Here is a 705-nt window from a genome sequence, read left to right on the forward strand (position 1 = left end):
TGTTTGTTGGTAACTACATTTTACCAAAGAGAGGTGTCTTTTTCTGTACTTTTAAGTTCAATATTCTAACTGATCTTTACGGTAAAAGGATAGAACGTCGTTCTTAGGGGTGCGAAACTTGAGTTACAAAGTATTGCTGTCTTTCCTCAGGGGAAAACAAAGCCTTATTAATAGATTGCTCTGTTCTAACCAGCCAAGGTCTAATTGTATGAACAACAAAACTAATGGACTGATGCTCAATATTTGAAAAAGTAGCTCTTTCTAAATCTCCTACTAAATGAGGAGGGACTCTAAAGATTCTACATATTTCCTCAGTTTGATATTTCCTAGTTTCTAAAAACTGTGCCTGCTCTGGTGGAATACCAATAGGGGTAAATTTCATACCTTCTTCAAGTACAGCAACTCTATGGGCATTTGATGTTCCTTGATATACAGAATTCCAACTCTCTTTAATCCTCCCAGGATCTTTTACCACACCTGGATGTTCTAATACTCCACCAGGATTTGCTCCATTAGCAAAGAACTTAGCACCGTATTCTTCAGTTGCCAAAGACATACCAATGGCATTCTTTGCCATGGCAAGGAACTGTCAAATTTTTTATGAAAACTAAAAATTAAAGGTGGTGAAGGCCCACTGACTATACCAATCGGAGCCGCATTTGCCCTTGACAAACACTTGAATGGTTTCAGTTAAGGTCACAAGGG

1 pseudogene is annotated in these 705 nt (G+C 38.2%); it reads right to left on the reverse strand.

Annotated elements, in window-relative coordinates:
* Positions 1-124: 124 nt before the first annotated feature.
* Positions 125-583, reverse strand: a pseudogene (locus tag ACYQ2O_RS12570) (phage portal protein); the annotation flags it as partial.
* Between the last annotated feature and the right edge of the window lie 122 nt (positions 584-705).

It is taken from the genome of Alkalibacterium sp. m-11, assembly GCF_054658155.1.